Source organism: Rhodanobacter sp. ANJX3 (genome assembly GCF_014200755.1).
GTDB lineage: Bacteria > Pseudomonadota > Gammaproteobacteria > Xanthomonadales > Rhodanobacteraceae > Rhodanobacter.
The window spans coordinates 260,759-278,391 of the sequence record NZ_JACHCM010000002.1; the positions used below are offsets into that span (position 1 = coordinate 260,759).

The 17,633-nt window shown below is 64.8% G+C and carries 12 protein-coding genes and 1 pseudogene; 8 read left to right on the plus strand and 5 right to left on the minus strand.

Features of this window, described 5'->3' with window-relative positions; genetic code table 11:
* The first annotated feature begins 51 nt into the window (after positions 1-51).
* The 7 genes from HDE76_RS05850 to HDE76_RS05880 all read left to right on the plus strand — a co-directional run bounded on the left by HDE76_RS05850 (position 52) and on the right by HDE76_RS05880 (position 9,341).
* Positions 52-1,194 carry an HlyD family secretion protein gene (locus HDE76_RS05850; protein WP_184505975.1) on the plus strand — a complete coding sequence of 381 codons (1,143 nt, stop codon included), beginning with the start codon at positions 52-54 and terminating at the stop codon, positions 1,192-1,194.
* Complete coding sequence (locus HDE76_RS05855) at positions 1,187-2,767, plus strand: MDR family MFS transporter (RefSeq protein ID WP_179480199.1); 1,581 nt, start codon at positions 1,187-1,189, stop codon at positions 2,765-2,767. Before HDE76_RS05850 ends, HDE76_RS05855 begins: the two co-directional genes overlap by 8 nt.
* A gap of 11 nt (positions 2,768-2,778) precedes the next feature.
* Positions 2,779-4,278 carry an efflux transporter outer membrane subunit gene (locus tag HDE76_RS05860; RefSeq protein ID WP_179480197.1) on the plus strand — a complete coding sequence of 500 codons (1,500 nt, stop codon included), beginning with the start codon at positions 2,779-2,781 and terminating at the stop codon, positions 4,276-4,278.
* Between the two features lie 72 nt (positions 4,279-4,350).
* Complete coding sequence (locus tag HDE76_RS05865; RefSeq protein ID WP_179480195.1) at positions 4,351-5,304, plus strand: peptidylprolyl isomerase; 954 nt, start codon at positions 4,351-4,353, stop codon at positions 5,302-5,304.
* Between the two features lie 95 nt (positions 5,305-5,399).
* A complete protein-coding gene (locus HDE76_RS05870) occupies positions 5,400-5,990 on the plus strand; it encodes a phospholipid methyltransferase (RefSeq protein WP_255457797.1) in 591 nt (196 codons plus the stop codon).
* A 149-nt stretch (positions 5,991-6,139) separates the two neighbouring features.
* Positions 6,140-8,311 (plus strand): AsmA family protein, encoded by a 2,172-nt coding sequence (locus tag HDE76_RS05875; RefSeq protein ID WP_184505977.1) that lies wholly within the window; start codon positions 6,140-6,142, stop codon positions 8,309-8,311.
* Between the two features lie 100 nt (positions 8,312-8,411).
* Positions 8,412-9,341 (plus strand): DMT family transporter, encoded by a 930-nt coding sequence (locus HDE76_RS05880; RefSeq protein ID WP_184505979.1) that lies wholly within the window; start codon positions 8,412-8,414, stop codon positions 9,339-9,341.
* Positions 9,342-9,365: 24 nt separating this feature from the next.
* On the opposite strand, the gene HDE76_RS05885 is transcribed toward HDE76_RS05880, so the two are convergent.
* From HDE76_RS05885 to HDE76_RS05905, 5 genes and pseudogenes are all read right to left on the minus strand, one after another.
* Positions 9,366-12,275 (minus strand): diguanylate cyclase, encoded by a 2,910-nt coding sequence (locus HDE76_RS05885; protein ID WP_184505981.1) that lies wholly within the window; start codon positions 12,273-12,275, stop codon positions 9,366-9,368.
* 316 nt (positions 12,276-12,591) lie between these two features.
* Positions 12,592-13,125, minus strand: a pseudogene (locus HDE76_RS05890) (cytochrome c); the annotation flags it as partial.
* A gap of 63 nt (positions 13,126-13,188) precedes the next feature.
* Positions 13,189-14,166 carry a copper resistance protein B gene (locus HDE76_RS05895; protein WP_343205664.1) on the minus strand — a complete coding sequence of 326 codons (978 nt, stop codon included), beginning with the start codon at positions 14,164-14,166 and terminating at the stop codon, positions 13,189-13,191.
* 137 nt (positions 14,167-14,303) lie between these two features.
* Positions 14,304-16,028 (minus strand): copper resistance system multicopper oxidase, encoded by a 1,725-nt coding sequence (locus HDE76_RS05900; RefSeq protein ID WP_184505985.1) that lies wholly within the window; start codon positions 16,026-16,028, stop codon positions 14,304-14,306.
* A gap of 99 nt (positions 16,029-16,127) precedes the next feature.
* Positions 16,128-16,568 carry a hypothetical protein gene (locus tag HDE76_RS05905; protein WP_179480174.1) on the minus strand — a complete coding sequence of 147 codons (441 nt, stop codon included), beginning with the start codon at positions 16,566-16,568 and terminating at the stop codon, positions 16,128-16,130.
* Between the two features lie 101 nt (positions 16,569-16,669).
* Here HDE76_RS05905 and rlmJ point away from each other — a divergent pair, with 101 nt between their 5' ends.
* Positions 16,670-17,617, plus strand: a complete 948-nt coding sequence (gene rlmJ / locus HDE76_RS05910; RefSeq protein ID WP_179480172.1) for a 23S rRNA (adenine(2030)-N(6))-methyltransferase RlmJ — start codon at positions 16,670-16,672, stop codon at positions 17,615-17,617.
* Positions 17,618-17,633 lie beyond the last annotated feature (16 nt).

A 17,633-nucleotide genomic window follows, 5' to 3' on the forward strand; every position in this document is an offset into this window, starting at 1 on the left:
GTATTCCAATCGGAATAAATGTTCCACCCGGAATACTTTTGGACGATAACCATGCCTCCCGCTACTGGATCCGCATCGAACGCCGACGGCACGCAAGGCACCACCGCCCCACCGGCGCGACCGTCGAAAGTGCGTCGTTTCCTCATCCCCGCCGGCATTGTCGTCGCCATCATCGCGGTCGTCGCGCTGGTTTACTGGTGGCTCGTCGGCCGCTTCATGCAGAGCACGGACGATGCGTATCTGCAGGCCGACAGCGTCACCGTCGCGCCCAAGGTCAGCGGCTACGTCACCGATGTCTACGTGGGCGACAACGTCTCGGTGAAAGCAGGCGAGCCGCTGGTACGGCTCGACAGCCGTCAATATCAGGCTGCGCTGGATCAGGCCCAGGCCACGATCGACACACGCAAGGCGGATATTCTGCGCGCGCAAGCCGGTGTGCCGCAGCAGCGGGCCGCGATCGCACAAGCCAAGGCGCAGCAGCAAGTGGCCGCGCTCAATAGCCGCCACGCCGAAGACGAAGTGCGTCGTTACGGGCCGCTGGCGACGACCGGTGCGGAAAGCGGCGACCAACTATCCGTACTGACCAGCAATCGCGACCAGGCGCGCGCGACGCTCGCCGCCGACACCGCGGCGCTGGACCAGGCGCAGGCACGTATGGCCGATCTGGATGCCCAGCTGGCGCAGGCACGCGCGCAACTGGAGGCGGCACAGGCCTCCGCGCGACAAACGCAGCTCGACCTGCAAGACACCGTGATCCGCAGTTCGCTGAGTGGCCGCATCGGCGATCGCACGGTACGCGTCGGGCAATATGTGCAGCCCGGCACGCGCATGCTGACCGTGGTGCCGGTGCAGAGCATTTATCTCACGGCCAACTTCAAGGAAACCCAGGTCGGGCACATGCGTGCCGGCCAGCGTGCGCGCTTGCACATCGATGCCCTATCGGATGCCGATCTGCACGGCGTGGTGGACAGCTTCGCCCCGGGCACGGGCTCGCAATTTGCCTTGCTTCCGCCCGAAAACGCGACCGGCAATTTCACCAAGATCGTGCAGCGCGTGCCGGTGCGCATTCGCATCGATACCGACGAACAGACGCGCAAGCTGCTGGTACCCGGCTTGTCGGTGACGGTCGAGGTGGATACACGCCCGGCACACGACGATCGGGCCGTCGCCAGCGCAGGCAACCCTCATGGCTGAGGCGGCCTCCATCCCGGCAGCACACCCCGACCGCGCCAGCGCTGCCGACTGGATTGCCGTGGCCGCCGGTTCGCTTGGCGCGCTGATGGCCACGCTCGACATCTCCATCACCAATTCCGCGCTGCCGCAGATCCAGGGCGAAATCGGCGCTACCGGTACGGAAGGCACCTGGATTTCGACCGGCTACCTGATGTCCGAAATCGTGATCATTCCCCTGGCCGCGTGGCTGACGCGCGTATTCGGCCTGCGCAACTTTTTGCTCGGCGGGGCGGTGCTGTTCATGCTGTTCTCGATGATGTGCGGCCTGTCGCATACCTTGACGGCCATGATCGTCGGCCGCATCGGCCAGGGCCTGACCGGCGGCGCGATGATTCCGACCGGACAGACCATCATTCGCAGCCGCCTGCCGATGTCGCAACTGCCGATCGGCATGACGATCTTCGGTTTGATCGTGCTGCTCGGCCCCCTGCTCGGCCCGGTGCTGGGCGGCTGGCTGACGGAAAACATCAGCTGGAGCTGGTGCTTCTTTATCAACCTGCCCGTGTGCATCGGCTTGATCGCGCTGCTGTTGATCGGACTGCCGCCCGATCGGCCCCAATGGGATGCGCTCAAGCAGGCCGACTGGCTGGGCATCGTCGGGCTCACCGCCGGCCTGAGTTCGTTGACGGTGGTGCTGGAAGAAGGCCAGCGCGAGCGCTGGTTCGAGTCCGATCTGATCATCTGGCTGAGCCTGCTATCGCTGGCTGGCATGGTGCTGATCGCGATCTCGCAGTTCACCGCCAGGCGCCCGGTGATGCGCTTGAGCCTGCTGCGCAACCCGCGCTATGCCAGCGTCATTTTTATCGTGCTGGTGGTCGGCGCGGTGTTCTATTCGGTCATCTATCTGATACCGCAATTCCTCGGCTTGATCGCCGGCTACAACGCCGAGCAATCGGGCTGGGTGATGCTGGCATCCGGCGTGCCGGCGTTCTTGATGATGCCGCTGCTGCCGCGCCTGCTGGGCAAGGTCGATTTCCGCATCATGGTGATCGTCGGCCTGATGTGTTTTGTGGTGAGCTGCCTGCTGGACATCCATTTGACCGCGCAAAGCGTCGGCCACGATTTCCTCTGGTCGCAGCTGATACGCGGCGCCGGCCAGATGCTGGTGTTCATGCCGTTGAACCAGGCATCGATGGCCGCGGTAACACGGGAGGAAGCCGGCGATGCCGCCGGCGTGTACAACATGGCACGCAACCTCGGCGGATCGATCGGCCTGGCGGTCATCGGCACCGTCATCGATCGGCGCAATACGTTCCATGTCGCTTCCATCCGCGAATCGCTGACGGCGAATTCGGTGCTGGGCCAGGATCGTCTGGCCGCCAATGCAGCGGGCTGGTTCGCGCGGACCGGGGATATGGCCTACGCAAAAATGCGCGTGCTTGGCCAGCTTGCTGCGCAGATTCAGCAGCAGGCGATGGTGATCACCTATTCCGAAGTTTTCTACCTGCTCAGCATCGCGCTCGCGTGCTGCATTCCACTCGCCTTGCTTCTGAAAACACCCAGCTATGGCGCACCCGCCGCCGCAGGCCATTAAGGATGTCCGTCATGCCTATAAGCGATTCACCGGTTTCACGCGTTCTCTTTTTTGCGCTACTGGGTTCGCTCGCCGCATTGCCGGGCTGCACCGTCGGCCCCGATTATCGTGGCGCACCGAATATTGCGGGGAACGCGCTGCACGCCAGCGCATTCGTGCGCGCACCGTCCGCCGGAATGGCATCGACGCATGCGCCAAGCCGATGGTGGCGCACGCTCGGCGATGCGCAGCTGAGCGCCTTGATCGAGACCGCGCTGGCGCACAACCAGGATCTGCAAGCGGCGCAGGCACGCTTGCGCGAATCGCGCGCGCAGCTGCAGCAACAGCGTGCCGACGCGTTGCCGACCGTGTCGGCCGACGCCGCCGCGCTGCGCACGCGGGAACCGGATCTTGCCGGCCTGCAGACGTCGCCGACTGACACGAACCCGACGGCCTCCACCGCACAAGCCAGTCGCACGTCGCGCGGACAGAGTCCGCTGCAGCTGTACAGCGCCGGCTTCGACGCATCCTGGGAACTGGATCTGTTCGGTGGCACGCGCCGCGCCATCGAAGCGGCTTCTGCGCAGGCCGATGCGGTCGACGCGGATCTCGCCGATACGCAGGTCTCGCTGGCCGCCGAGGTGGCCCAGGCTTACATCCATCTGCGCGACCAGCAGCAACGCCTGACCTTGGTCAATCAGTCGGCCGCGTTGGAACAGCGGACGCTGGTATTGATACAGCAGCGGCGCGCTCGTGGCGTCGCCGGCGACGCGGATGTCGAACGCCAGACCACGCAAGTGGAAACCACCCGCGCGACGCTCATTCCGCTGGACGAGCAGATCACCGAGTCGCTCGATCAGCTTGCCGTGCTCACCGGACAGGCGCCCGGCGCGCTCGATCGGGAGCTGTCGGCGCCTGCCCCGTTGCCGGTTTTGCCGTCGATCGTGCCAATCGACGATCCCGCAAGACTGTTACGGCAGCGCCCGGACATTCGCGCCGCCGAGCGGCGGCTGGCCGCGAGCAACGCGCAGATCGGCGAACGCACCGCCGACTTGTTTCCCAAGGTGACGATGCTGGGATTTGTCGGCTCCAACGCGGCCGACCCGGGGCACTTGACGCGAAAGCGCTCACTCTCCTGGCTGGGCGTGCCTTATCTGCAATGGGATGTGTTCGACTTTGGACGCACGCGCGCCGGTATTCGACAGGCCGAAGCGAGCCGCGACGAGGCCGACGCCCGCTATGCGCAAACCGTGCTCGCTGCGTTGCAGGACGCCAACAATGCGCTGTCCCGCTACGGTCACCAGCGCGAAAGCGTCGCCCGCCTGCAGCAGATCGAAGCCTCGGCCGATCGCTCGGCGACATTGATGCGCCAGCGTTACGACGCGGGCGCTTCATCGCTGATCGACCTGCTGGATACGCAGCGGGTGCAGTTTTCCGCGCAGCAAAATCTCGTCGAGGGACGCGCCGATCTGCTGAACGACTTCGTGTCGCTGCAAAAGAGCCTCGGGCTTGGCTGGATTCCCGCGAGTTAGAGCAGCGGCTCATGTCGGTCCTTCAGCTCTGCTAAGTTGCGCTCTGTACCGATTCGATAGAAGGGGACCGCCATGATCCGTTGCCGCCAGTTCGCCGCTGCCTTGCTCACCAGTCTGATGTTCGCGCTGCCTGCCCTGGCCGAAAAGGACCAGGCCGCGCCGACGCTGACCACGCCGCAGCTGCTGGCCAAGTCCACCTCGGACGAATGGCGCAAGCCGAATCCGGAAAACCTGGTGGTCATGCAGCTGGCCAACGGCCGTGTGCTGATCGAACTGGCGCCGGATTTCACGCCGCTGCACGCGGCGAATATCCGCACGCTGATCCGCCAGCACTACTTCGACGGGCTGGCGATCGTGCGGGTGCAGGACAACTTCGTCACGCAGTGGGATGACCCGGCGGGCGACGACAACGGCGACAAATCGAAGATGCACCCGTTAGGCAAGGCCAAGGCCACCGTGCCACCGGAGTTCACTCGTCCGATCGACGCGAAACTGCCGTGGACGAGATTGCCCGATGGCGACGTGTATGCGGCGGAAGTCGGTTTCTCCGAAGGCTTTCCGGTGGCGCGCGATCCGGCCAGCGGGCAGGAGTGGCTGACCCATTGCTACGGCATGGTCGGCGTGGGCCGCGACAACGGTGCGGATACCGGAAACGGCAGCGCGCTGTACGCGGTGATCGGTCAGGCGCCGCGTCGGCTCGATCGCAACCTCGCCGTGATCGGCCGCGTGCTCGATGGCATGCCGCTGCTGTCGAGCCTGCCGCGTGGCACGGGTCCGATGGGTTTCTACGACAAGCCGTCGCAGCAGGTCGCCATCCAGTCCGTGCAACTGGCCGCCGATCTGCCGGCGGCGCAACGGCCATCGATCGAGGTGCTGCGTACCGACAGCAAGACCTTCGCGGCCCTGGTCGACGCCAAGCGCAACCGCCGCGATGCGTTCTACACCGTGCCGGCCGGCAAGATCGACATCTGCAGCATCGATGTGCCGATGCGCGCGATCCCGACGGCTGCCGCGACCAGGCATTGAGCCTCGCTACAACATTTTATTCAGCGTCATCAGCTAGTTTGACGGTTTGCGGAATGCCTGCATGCGTGATGCCGCGTTGACCAGGGAAACGGATGATGTTGAGTGAGACCTTCAGCTTTTGGCGTGCATGGCTGCGCGCGCCGCGCAGCGTGGGCGCCGTGGCGCCGTCGGGACCATCGCTGGCGCGACTGATGACGCGCCATGTCAATCATCGGCATGGCCCGGTGATCGAACTGGGTCCGGGCACCGGCGTATTCACTCGCGCCCTGCTCGCTGGCGGACTGCCGATGCATCGGCTGGCGCTGGTGGAGGCCGACCCGGTCTTTGCCGATGCTCTCATTCAGCGTTATCCCCAGGCGAACGTGCTGCGCATGGATGCTGCGAAGTTGGGCGATACGCTGCCGCTGTTCGGCGACGAACGCGCCAGCGCCGTGATCAGCGGCCTGCCGCTACTGTCGATGCCACCGGAGCAGGTCGCGGCGATTATTCGCGGCGTGTTCGATCAGCAGCTGCACGCGGATGGTGCGCTCTATCAGTTCACCTACGGCCACCGTTGCCCGCTGCCACGTCACCTGCTTGAACAGCTCGACCTTGAGGCGGTTCGCATCGGCAGCGTGCTGTTCAATCTGCCGCCCGCCACGGTGTATCGAATCGGCCGACGCCAGCGGAAGCGCGTCGCCGTTTGACGCCGACACTATCGGACGATTGAGGCTAAGACCGGCCTTCGCAGGGGTTTCCTGTACGGCTTTTCAGCATTTGCATACATAACTTTTCCATCCGGTGCGCTATCAAGCGCGCTACGCCCGCCGTCGCGGGACCATCATGGGAAGAGTGAATGAAGCGCAGCCGCAAAGTGCTGACATGGATCGGCGGAATATTCCTGGCGCTGATGGCGGTGCTGGTCGTCGTCATCGCCACTTTCGACTGGAATCGGCTCAAGCCGTTTATCGACGACAAGGTGAGCCAGGCCATCGGTCGTCCTTTTGCGATCCAGGGAAACCTCAGCGTCGACTGGCGACGCGAGCCCACCGAGGGTGGCTGGCATGCGTGGGTGCCATGGCCGGAGTTCACCGCTCAAAACATCCGCATCGGCAACCCGGTGTGGGCAGCGAAGCCCCAGTTCGCCCAGCTCGATGCGCTGCGCTTTCGCCTGTCGCCGTTGGCGCTGATCGCCCACACGGTCGACGTGCCGTCGCTGCAGCTGGTGCATCCGACCGTCGATCTGGAGCGCGACAAGCAGGACCGCGCAACGTGGGATTTCACGCTGCCGCAGAACGATGGCCAGCCGTCCACCTGGAGTCTGCAGCTCGGGTCGATCGGTTTCGATCGCGGCGAGGTGTCGCTGGATGACGCCGCCAGCAAGATCAAATTGCAAGTCGCCATCACGCCGCTGCAGCAGGCCATTCCCTACGACCAGCTCGTGGCCCAGCAGTCGGCCGCAACCCGTGCGCAAACCGGAACGAATACGAAATCGCTCAAAAAAGCCGCCTCGGCCGATGCGCCAGCCGATCCAAAGACGGCCGCTGCAGCATCCAAGACCAGCTATCAGTTTGCCTGGAAGGCCGACGGCAGCTATCAAGGTGCAGCCGTCAGCGGCAGTGGAAAAACCGGCGCCGTACTGGCGCTCCAAGAAGCCAACCAGCCATTCCCGGTGCAGGCGGACGTGCATATCGGTGACAGCCATATCGCGCTGGTCGGCACGCTGACCGATCCGGTGCATCTGGCGGCGCTGGATCTGAAACTGTGGTTCTCCGGCTCCAGCATGGCCAAGCTTTACGCGATCACCGGCGTCACTCTGCCCAACACGCCGCCTTACGCTACCGAAGGCCACTTGATCGCGCAGCTGCACAAGAACAACAGCCGCTTCAGCTACGAGAATTTCCATGGCCATATCGGCGGCAGCGACGCCAGCGGCAGCCTGCTCTATACCACCGGCGGCGCGCGGCCGAAGCTCAGCGGCAATCTGTCTTCGCAGCTGCTGCAGTTCGCCGATCTGGCGCCGCTGATCGGCGGTGGTTCCGATGAAGAAAAGAAGCAGCGCGGCGACAAGACCGTGCAGCCGAAGGACAAACTGCTGCCGGTCGAACCGTTCAGCACCGATCGCTGGAAAGCGATGGATGCCGACGTCACCTTCAGCGCCGCGCGCATCGTGCAGAACGACAAGCTGCCGATCAACTCGCTCGACACCCATTTGATCATGGACAGCGGCGTGCTGCAGCTGACGCCGCTGAACTTCGGCCTCGCCGGCGGCACCGTCCAGAGCACCATCCGCCTCGATGGCAGCAAGACGCCGCTACAGGGCACGATAAAAATCGGCGCGCGGCATCTCAAGCTCAAGCAGTTGTTCCCGACCTTTGCGCCGATGCGCACCGCGTTCGGCGAAATCAACGGCGACGTCAGCCTTACCGCACGCGGCAACTCCGTCGCTACCCTGCTCGGCAGTTCCAACGGCGAGATGAAGCTGCTGATGAACGACGGCGCGATCAGCAAGACCCTGCTGGAAACGGCCGGCCTCAACGTCGGCAACATCATCATCGGCAAGCTGTTCGGCGACCGCACGGTGCCGATCAACTGCGCTGCGTCGGACATGACAGCCAAGGACGGATTGTTCACCATGAACCTGTTCGTCTTCGACACTGATGACGCGGTGATCAAGGTCGACGGCACGGTGGACTTTGCCACGGAAAAGCTCGACCTCAACGTGCGGCCGCAGACCAAGGGCTTCCGCATCTTTTCGCTGCGCACGCCGCTGTATGCGCGCGGCACCCTGAAAAACCCGGATGTCGGCGTGCAGAAAGTGCCGTTGATCCTTCGCGGTGCGGGAGCGGTCACGCTGGGCGTGGTTGCCGCGCCGGCGGCTGCGCTGCTGGCGCTGATCTCGCCGAACCATGGCGACGATGGCGGCAACACGTGTCGCGATGTGCTGCAGCAGCTGCGCAACTCTGGCAGCGCCATGCCGGCAACCGAGGCGGCGACCAAGAGCGGCGTGCCGAAGAAGACCCATTAACCCAAACCGATCGAGCCAACCCGGCGGCCTCACCGGGTTGGCGGACCAAGCTAGCACCCGTCCGGCTAGAATGCGCCTTCTCCCACGATGTGACTGACGCATGCAAGCTGCAAGCAAGGCGCGCCTGCAGATCCATTTCTGCGTGGTGCTGTGGGGCTTTACCGCCATCCTCGGCAAGCTGATCACCCTGCCCGCGCTACCGCTGGTGTGGTGGCGCATGCTGCTGGTCTCCGGGGCACTGTTGCTGCTACCGAAGGTCTGGCGTGGCCTGAGTGCCATGCCGGCACGAGTGCGCTGGGCGTATGCCGGCATCGGCGTGCTGGTCTCGCTGCACTGGCTGAGCTTTTATGCCGCGATCAAGCTTTCCAACGCGTCGGTGGGCGCCACTTGCATCGCGCTGGGGCCGGTCTTTCTGGCATTCATCGAACCATGGATCGCCCGCCGCAAGTTCGATCCGCGCGAACTGCTGATCGGCGCAGCGGTAGTGCCCGGCGTGGCGATGGTGGTGGGCGGCGTGCCGCACGGCATGCGCCCGGGTATTCTGGTCGGCGTGCTGTCGGCGCTGTTCGTGGCCTTGTTCGGCTCGCTCAACAAGCGGCTGGTGGATCACGGCGATCCGCTGACGGTGACCTGCATCGAGATGGGTACGGGCGCGCTGTTTCTCACCGCCATGGCACCCTTCTTTCCGCATGCCGGCGCGGCGTTCGTATGGCCGAATCTGCATGACACCTGGATGCTGCTGGCGCTGTCGTTCGGCTGCACGCTGCTGCCATTCGCCCTGGCCCTGGTCGCTTTGCGTCATATCAGCGCGTTCGGCACGCAGATGATCACCAACCTCGAACCGGTGTACGCCATCGTGCTGGCGATCGTGCTGCTGCACGAGCAGCGCGAGTTGGACGGCTGGTTCTATGCAGGCGTGGTGGTGATCCTCGCCGCCGTATTCATGCATCCGCTGCTCCATCGCCGGCAGGGTGCGACGCAGCAGCCGGAGCTGCTGAGCACCGCGGAAAGCCACGGCATGGTGGAGTAATGCACTCGCGCTTCGGGCGCCCGGTCAGGCGCCGATGACCTCGCTGACGACCCGATCGCGACCTTCGCTCTTGGCGGCATACAGCGCGTCATCGGCGCGACGGATAACGTCTTCGACGGTGACCGTTTCGCCGCCGACCCAGACCAGGCCGATGCTCAGCGTGACGCGAAACTGATCGCCGTGCCAACTGTGCGCGATGGCGCTCACCGCCTGCTGGATCTGCAGCATGCGATTTTCCGCATCGAGATGACCGATGCCCGGCAGCACCATCAGAATTTCTTCGCCGCCGTAACGACCCAGCTGATCGCCGCCGCGCACATACGACTGCAGCTGCTCGGCAATCGTCTGCAGAGTGGCATCGCCGGCCTGATGGCCGAAGGTATCGTTGATCCGCTTGAAGTGGTCGGCATCGATCAAGGCTACCGCCAGGCCCGGCGATACGCGCGCGCCTTTTTCCAGATGCGCGGCCAGCAGACCGAGAATCGCCATGCGGTTGTACAAGCCGGTGAGACCGTCGTGGGTGGCCTGCACATAGAGCTCGGCGCGAGCCCGCTCCAGCTCACGCTTCTCTTCGGTAAGCTCGGCCGTACGCTTGGCCACCATCGCCTCCAGGCGGCGGTTCTGCCCTCGCAGCAGGCGTGAGCGCCAGCGCCAGACCAGGGCAAGCATCAGGACTGCCAGCACGATCTCCAGCGGATAAGTCCACCATGCAAACCACCACGGCGCGGGAATCCGGAAAGTGAACGTGGCCGAGGATGAAACCGAACGCCGATCTTCATCGATCGACTGCACTTCGAAACGATAGTGGCCCGACGGCAGCCCGGTGAAATTGATCACATGCGACGAGGTTTCGATCCAGTCCGAGCCCTGCAGCCGATAGCGGAAGTGCGGCGCGCTGCTGGAAACCCGGCCGAGCAAGGTGTAACGCACAATCAGCGGCGCGTGGTTGCCGTCGTTCGGCACGGTATCGCCCTCGTTGACCGGCTGCGCGCCATGCATCACCGAGGTGATCACCACTGTATGCGGGCTGGCCGACAGCATGTCCTCGGGTCGCAGCACGTGGCTGATGCCGACCGGCGTGCCGATCCAGATCGAGCCGTCGTCGTCCTCGAAAAACGTGTTCTGGTCGGTTTCGTCCCAGATCAGTCCGTCGTCCGGCGACAGATGCGTCCAGCTGTGGCCGTTGAAAACGTCCACGCCGCCACCGCCGCCCGTCCATATCCAGCCGCGCCGATCGCGCCGGATGAAATACACCAGCGAACGTTGCAGCCAGCTATCGTCCACCGCTGCGATGCTCAGCTGATCGCCGACCACCTTGCCGCGAAAGACGCCCGGCTCGTTCGCACCCAGCCACAGGCTGTCGTCGGTGCCGATAGTGATCGCGCTGAAGCCGGAGGCCATGCTCACCTCGGTAGCGGCCATCAGCGTCCAGCGCTCGTCGGCGTAGCGCAGCACGCCAGCGTTGCAGGCAAACCACAGCGCGCCGTGGCTGTCTTCGGCGATGTCCGAGCACTGGTTGTCGGTGCTTTGTTCCGCCGGCACGCGCTGCGGCGGCGCGCCGAGACGATCGATGTGATAAATCCCGTTGACCGTACCGATCCACAGGCGGCCCTGCCGATCGAAAAACAGCACCTTGATGAAACTCGGCAGCCGCGCCACCAGCGCGGTGCGTTTGCTCACCGGGTCGTAGCGCAACAGGCGATGTTCGTAGAGGCCGATCCAGATGGCACCGTCCGGCGCCTTGACCATCGACAGTACCTGTCGCGGCGCGGGCGAAATGCTGACCGGCCACGGACTCATGTGGGTCTGTCCACGCGGCAGCACGCTGCCGCCCAGTTCGTTGCCGAACCACATGGTGCCCTGGCCATCGCGAAGAATCGACCAGTTCGGCACGCTGTCCAGCCCCTGCCCGCGGCCCCAGCCATCGACGAGGCCATAGTTGCTCAGCCGAAAGATGCCGCGTCCGTAGGTGCCCAGCCACATCGTGCCGTCGCGGTCGAACAGCACGGCGGTGATACCGATATCCGGCAGGCCGTTGCGCGCGTCGATGACATCCCAGTGCATGCCGTTCCAGCGCGCCAGGCCGTGGTTGGTGGGGGTGAGAACATGTCCCGCAGGATCCTCGATAAACGTGCCGTTGTCGGTGACGGTGTCCATGTCCTTGTCGGGCACGTCGCGCGCGACGAAGCGGGCGCTGCCGGCGGGCCGCGCCCGCACCTGATGCACGCCACGCAGCCACAGCGTGCCGTCGTTGTCCACGCGCATGCCCGACCAGGTGTCTGCCGGCACGCCTTCGTCGGCACCGTGGATGCGGACCTGACCGTCGGCGCCGATCTCGCACAGGGCGGTGTCGCAGCCGATCCACAGGCCGTTCCGATAGGCAAAGACGGAGGTAATCCTGCGCAGCTGCGGATAGCGGTCTAGCTGCGCCGTGCTGAACATCGGCGCCAGTTGCCACTGGCCATCGGTATGACGCGGCGACAACACCATCAGCCGGTCATTGCGAACCAGCAGCAGCCGGCCGTCGTCCAGCGCGACCAATTGTCTGGCCACATCGACCACCAGCGGCTTGCCATCGGGCTCCACTTTCTGGAAATGCAGGCCGTCGCCCACGCGCAGGCCCGACTGTGTGGCTACCCAGAATCGTCCGGTGTTCACGTTCTCGACGATGGACGTGACGTACTCGCCCTTGTCGAAACCTTCCGCGCGGCCCATGCGCACGAAGTTGGTGCCGTCGAAACGGTACAGACCCATCTCCGAACAGGCCCAGATAAAGCCGCGATGATCCTGCAGCATGCAGTTGATGGTCTGGCTTTCCAGCCCGGATTTGCGGTCGTAACTCTGGAAGGAATACTGTTGCGCCCGCACGGGCAAGCACGCCAGCGCGAGCAGCGCAGCGGCCACAATCCACAAGTGTCGAAGCGTCGCGCTCATCGACTCGGGGCCCCTTTCCCGATACCAAGCGGCACCGATAACTCACCTACTCGGCCATATTGTGGCATGGCGGCCCATGGTGGCCCATGGTGGCCCAGCGGCGAGAAGGGGTTCGCCACGCAGTTGCGCCAGGCGCGAGGACGGCTCAGTGGCGGCGATGCGATGCCTTGACGGCAGGCGGCGGCGCAACGCTGGTCGGCGCCGCCGGCATCGCCATCGCCGGAACGTCGCCAGCATCGCCCCCCTGGTCGACCGCGCTGCCCGCGCGCTGCTCGGCCGGGCGGTCGGCGGCTTTCCCGTCGCGATCCATCTCGCTCATATCCATATCGTCATCCGGCGGCGCCTTGGCCACCATGTCCTTGTACTGCTTCGGCGACAGGTCTGGCAGCTTCTGCAGAAACGCGACCATGCTCCAGATCGTGGCATCGTCGTGGCTGCCGCCCCAGGCCGGCATCGCACTCATCTTGATGCCGTGCTTGATCACCCAGAAGGCCTCGCCAGGCGCCACCCGCAGCCGGGCCAGATTGGGCGGCTGCGGATACAGGCCGGGTCGTATTTCCGAGTCCTTCATGCCCGGCGTGAGATGGCATTGCGTGCACATCGCCGCATACTGGCCGGCGCCCTTGAGGATCAAGGCCGGGTCTTCCAGATCCGGCACCTGCACGTGGCGTGCACGCACCGTGATCGAGCGTTCGCGCAGCGTCTGCAGCAGGGCAAACACCGGGCGGGTGTGATGATCGTCCGCGCCGATGTTGTAGATGCCGGAATAAACGAACGCGCCGATGCCGACCGCCCCTATTGCCCCAAGAATGACGATCGTGATGACGACTCGCCTGATCGCTTGCATCATGAAAATCTCCCGCTGAAATATCGCCAAAAATAGAAATAAAAGTAGACGTCCAAGTTCGAAATCTCAAAACCAGAAACGCACGCCGGCCACCCACTGCCGATCGAACGCGCCCTGATGATCGTCGCGCAAAAAGTCAGCCGTGCGACCGTAACGATTCGTCCACACCACGCCGACGTAGGGCGCAAACTGCCGGCCGATTTCGTAACGCAGACGCAGGCCAAGCTGCGCATCCGACAGGCCGCTGCCGATGCGCCGTGACGGATCGGACTGGCCGTATAGATTGACTTCGAACTCCGGCTGCAGGATCAGCCGCTGGGTAAACAGCAAGTCGTACTCCGCGCGAAAACGCGCCGCCGTGCGGCCGCTGTCGCCAAGATACGCCGTCGCCTCGAGCTCGAACCAGTATGGCGACAAACCCTGCACGCCGAAGGCGGCCCAGTCGCGATTCGGACCCTGACCGATATCCCGCCGCAGACCGAGCTGCGTGCTCCAGTAGGTCGCTACGGTGTGATTCCACAGCGCCTCGATGTCGCCATCATCCAGCCGGCCACGATAGCGCTCGCCTTCGGTACGCAACCACAGCTTGTCGTCATCGTTGCCGTACCAGGCCTCCGCCTCCCACGACTGCCCGTTGGCATCCCTGTCGTGGAACGCCTCGAACTGATCGATCGTCAGCATGCTTTGCGGCGCGTTGTCCTGCATGTCCATGCCGCGCATCGGACCGTAGCCGATGCCATCGGAGTAATCCGCGCTGCGTGCATTCGCCGGCGCGCTGCCGCCCTGCATCGGACCCATCCGCATGCCGGACATGCCGCCGCTTTGCTCTGATGGCATCGAACCGTGATGCATGACGCCGGGAGTGGCCGCTGGCGCAGGTGCAGAATTCGTCGCCGGCATGGACGCATGATCCATGCCCTGCATGCCGTCCATGCTCCGCATATCGCCGGAGGCCGAAGCACTCTTGGCCGGAGCGGGCTTCGCCGTGCTCGCCGGTGCCGTCGGCGTGCCCATGTCCATGCCGGGCATGCTGTCGTGATCCATCCCAGACATGTCCGATGACGATGTGCTGCTGGACGACGCCGGCGCCGTTTGCGCGACCGCCGTCGACACGCAGGCGTACAGCACTGTCGCCATCAACCACGATCTCTGAGCGACGGTTGGGACGAGGTTGTGCGAACTCATGCCACCACCACTTCGCGGAACATGCCCGCTTCCATGTGATAGAGCATGTGGCAGTGATACGCCCAACGCCCGGGCGCGTCGGCGGTCACTGCATAGGTGATGCGCTGCGCCGGCTGCACGTTGATGGTGTGCTTGCGCACCTGGAATTGCCCGTGCGGATTTTCCAGCTCGCTCCACATGCCGTGCAGATGGATCGGATGATTCATCATGGTGTCGTTGACCAAAACGATGCGCAGCCGCTCGCCCCGACGAAAATGCACCGGCGCCGCGTCGGAAAACTTCACGCCGTCGAACGACCACATATAGCGTTCCATATTGCCGGTGAGGTGCAGCTCGATTTCGCGATTCGGTTCGCGCGTATCGATCGATCCGCCGACGGTGTGCAGATCGGCGTAGGTGAGCGCGCGTCGGCCGTTGTCGCGCAGGCCGACACCCGGATCGTCGAGGTTGGTGCGCGGCATGTCGACTTGCATGTCGACCCCGGGGCCGTACTCGGTACGCGCATGATGCACGGCCGGCGCGTCGCCCGTGCTCATACCGGCCATGCTGCCGCGATCGCCGGCACCCGACATCGCCATCGCGCCCATCATGTCCTGCATGCCGAGCTGCACGATGCGGTCGACCTCGGGCACTGCCGCCTCCATACCGGCGCGCGGCGCCAGCGTGCCGCGGGCGTAGCCGCTGCGGTCGATCGACTGGGCGAACACGGTATAGGCACGATCCTCCTGCGGCTCGACGACTACGTCGTAGGTTTCCGCCACGGCGATGCGAAATTCATCGATCGACACCGGCTCCACGGTCTGACCGTCGGCCGCGACCACAGTCATTTTCAAGCCCGGAATACGCACGTCGAAAAGGCTCATCGACGAGCCGTTGATAAAGCGCAGCCGGATCGTTTCGCCGGGACGGAACAGGCCGGTCCAGTTGGCCGCCGGCGCGGCACCGTTCATCAGATAGGTATAGGTGTAAGCGGAGACGTCGCTGAAATCGGTCGGGTTCATACGCATGACGTTCCACATCTTGCGCTCGGCCAGTGCCTTGCCGATGCCCTGCTCACGCACGTCGCGCGCAAAGTTCGGCGCCGTGGGCATGGCGCGGTTGTAATAGTCGCTGCGCTTCTTCAGCGTGGCGCAGATGCGCTCGGGGTCTTGGTCGCTCCAGTCGCTGAGCAGCACGACATAATCGCGATCGGCGGCATGGCGATCCGGCTCGATCGGATCGACGATCAGCGCACCGTACAAACCCGTCTGCTCCTGAAAACGCGAGTGCGAGTGGTACCAGTAGGTGCCCGACTGCTTCAACGCAAACCGGTAGACGAACGTCTCGCCGGGCGCAATGCCGTCGAAGCTGATGCCAGGCACACCATCCATCTCGTACGGCAGCACGATGCCGTGCCAGTGGATCGAGGTCGGCACCTTCAGCCGGTTGGTGACGCGCAGCGTCAGCGCGCTGCCCTCCTTGCAGCGGAGAACGGGGCCCGGCACACCGCCATTGACCGTCGTCGCCGGGCGGGTATTGCCGGTGATATTGACCGGCGTGTCGGCGATATCCAGCGCAAAGTCGCTGCCGCTGAGCACCGTCGGCTGGCCTGGGCTGCTCAGCGCCCACGCGTTGGAAGGACTCAGCAGGCCCAGGCCGGCGGCCGCACCGCCCAGCGCAAGGCCCTGAACAAAGCGGCGCCGCGAAAGGTCAGCCGCGTAGGAAGGAAATCGATGTTTCATGACGCTCTCCGCGCTGGCATCTATGGCGATGCCGGTCGTAGTTCCGGCGGCGCATGCGAACAGGCGCGCGCGAGCCGGGCTCATCGCGACGGGGGAGGATCAGGCGGCTGGCGGTCGCAGCGGTGGAGCGTGGGCGACATCCGGTGCGGCGGCTCTGCGCAGCGATGGATACGTGTCGGCAGGCATCAACGGGAGCAGCTCGATGATGCTGACCGCCGCCATGGCGCTGCCGGCGCTTGCGGCGCAGTGGCAGCTGCCGGCCAGACCGTGCTTGCCGGCGCCACAGCAGTCTTCGGCGTGCACCGATGGCTTGGCCGGAGCCGCATGCTGGGCGTGATCGGCACCGGCCGCGGATGCCATCGACAGGGGCGACATGCCGCCCATCGAGTGACTGACGGTCAAGTGGCTGGCCACCGAGGCGGTGCCGTTCATCGCCATGGTTTCGCCGTGTACCGGCAAAACCACCAGCAGCAGCCACGCAAAAGCCGCCAGAACCCGAAGGAACGGCGAGTGCGTGACATGGCGGAGTGATTGGTTCACATCAATAAGCTTAGGCGCTGCGCCGCCGATGCTCAACAGGTCAAAACAGGCTGTAACGCCAAGCGCCCCTATACTTGCCTATCCCGCATGCCGTGATCTCCATGAACTATCGCCACGCCTATCACGCCGGCAACTTCGCCGATGTCCTGAAACACACCGTGCTGCTCGCGCTGATCGAGGCGATGCGCAGCAAACCGACGCCGTTCTGCGTGATCGAAACCCACGCCGGCAGCGGCCGCTATGCGCTGGACGGTTACGAGGCCGGCAAGACCGGCGAATTCAAGGACGGCATCTCGCGGCTGCTGTATCCCGACTTGCACGGCGGCAAGGCGGATGCCGCCGCGCTGCCGCCGCTGCTGCGCCGCTGGCTCGACAGCGTGCTGGCCATACCTGGCAACGAGGACGAACTGAAGCTCTACCCCGGCTCGCCGCTGCAGATCGCCCAGGCGATCCGCGCCGAAGACAGCGCGCAGCTGTGCGAACTGCATCCGACAGAAGCTGGCCTGCTGGCCGAGCTGTTCCACCGCGACGACCGCATCCACACGCACCAGCGCAACGGCTACGAAGCGCTGAAGGCGCTGCTGCCGCCGAAAGAAAAACGCGGCCTGGTGCTTATCGATCCGCCGTACGAGGCGCAGGAGGCCGAATACAAGCAGCTCGAACAGGCGATCAAGCTGTGCATGCAGCGCTGGCCGACCGGCGTGTATGCGATCTGGTACCCGATCAAGCTGCGCAGCCAGGTGCAGCCTTTCCTGCGCTGGCTGCCGCGCAGCGGCGCCAAGCGCGTGCTGCGCGCCGAGCTGCTGGTGCATCCGGACGACTCGCCGCTGCGGCTGAACGGTTCGGGCATGGTCATTCTGAACGCGCCGTGGAAACTCGACGACGTGCTGCGCGACTCGCTGCGGGCGATGGCGCGCCTGCTGTCGAAAGATCACCCCGCCGAATGGAAGCTGGACTGGCTGCTGCAGGAGGGTGATGCCGTCCCGGTCGCCAGCCCGATGCCCCGCTCGCGTGTGACGCCGGAGCCGCGTACGCGCCGGCCGCGCTGAAGCTGCGGCGGCCCGC

Coding starts and splice junctions, on each gene's coding strand:
- HDE76_RS05850 (WP_184505975.1), top strand. CDS start 52: ATGCCTCCCGCTACTGGATCCGCATCGAACGCCGACGGCACGCAAGGC.
- HDE76_RS05870 (WP_255457797.1), top strand. CDS start 5,400: ATGTTGAGTGAGACCTTCAGCTTTTGGCGTGCATGGCTGCGCGCGCCG.
- rlmJ (WP_179480172.1), top strand. CDS start 16,670: ATGAACTATCGCCACGCCTATCACGCCGGCAACTTCGCCGATGTCCTG.
- HDE76_RS05855 (WP_179480199.1), top strand. CDS start 1,187: ATGGCTGAGGCGGCCTCCATCCCGGCAGCACACCCCGACCGCGCCAGC.
- HDE76_RS05860 (WP_179480197.1), top strand. CDS start 2,779: ATGCCTATAAGCGATTCACCGGTTTCACGCGTTCTCTTTTTTGCGCTA.
- HDE76_RS05900 (WP_184505985.1), bottom strand. CDS start 16,028: ATGAAACATCGATTTCCTTCCTACGCGGCTGACCTTTCGCGGCGCCGC.
- HDE76_RS05885 (WP_184505981.1), bottom strand. CDS start 12,275: ATGAGCGCGACGCTTCGACACTTGTGGATTGTGGCCGCTGCGCTGCTC.
- HDE76_RS05875 (WP_184505977.1), top strand. CDS start 6,140: ATGAAGCGCAGCCGCAAAGTGCTGACATGGATCGGCGGAATATTCCTG.
- HDE76_RS05880 (WP_184505979.1), top strand. CDS start 8,412: ATGCAAGCTGCAAGCAAGGCGCGCCTGCAGATCCATTTCTGCGTGGTG.
- HDE76_RS05895 (WP_343205664.1), bottom strand. CDS start 14,166: ATGGATCACGACAGCATGCCCGGCATGGACATGGGCACGCCGACGGCA.
- HDE76_RS05865 (WP_179480195.1), top strand. CDS start 4,351: ATGATCCGTTGCCGCCAGTTCGCCGCTGCCTTGCTCACCAGTCTGATG.